The following is a 798-nucleotide window of genomic DNA, read 5'->3' on the forward strand; positions in this document are numbered from 1 at the left end:
ATGCGCCAGAGGCATTTATTGGTCTGCTAGAAGGCAAGAACTTTGGCAAGCTTGTTGTAAAAATCAACGACCCACTATAACAACCCGCAATAAGGAAGGGATAACAAATGATAAAACTTCATCATCTGAATCAGTCACGCTCTAAGCGTATTATCTGGTTACTTGAAGAGCTCAACGTGGAATACGAAATCGTGCCTTACGTTCGTGACAAAGTGACTTTCATGGCACCGCCAGAACTAAAGAGCGTTCATCCACTTGGTAAGTCGCCACTCCTTGAAGATGATGGTGAGTTTATTATTGAATCAGGAGCCATGACTGAATACTTGATTGAAAAGTACAGCGATGGAGCGCTTGCCCCTAAACGTGGTACAAAAGCGCATACTGAATATTTACAATGGATGCACTTTGCAGAAAGCTCCGCTATTTTGCCGATGCTATTGAAAATATTCATCAGTAAAGAGCCGAACTCGATGCAGTTTTTGCCTGCATACGCCGACAAAGAAGCAATGAATGTATTGAGCTACTTCGAACAAGCGTTAGAAGGAAAAACCTACCTCGTAGAAGAACGATTGACGGGTGCAGACATCATGATGTCTTTCATCGTTGAGTTAGTACAGATGTTTGGCCTAGCAGAACAATTCCCGAATATGGTTCGTTACGGTAAACAACTTGCGACGCACCCTGCTTTCGAGAAAGCCGAACAAATTGAAGTGAACTACGCTTAATTTAATCGTCCCTTTGAGGCTTGGATTGAAGACAAATAACGTTGTCTCAATCGCATCAAAGGGACGTTTTTTA

The 798-nt window shown here is 42.5% G+C and carries 1 protein-coding gene; it reads left to right on the forward strand.

The window, feature by feature from the left end:
- Positions 1-107 precede the first annotated feature (107 nt).
- Positions 108-725, forward strand: a complete 618-nt coding sequence (locus tag R7Q48_RS26385; RefSeq protein WP_005499689.1) for a glutathione S-transferase family protein — start codon at positions 108-110, stop codon at positions 723-725.
- Positions 726-798 lie beyond the last annotated feature (73 nt).

Source organism: Vibrio sp. 378 (assembly GCF_033339435.1).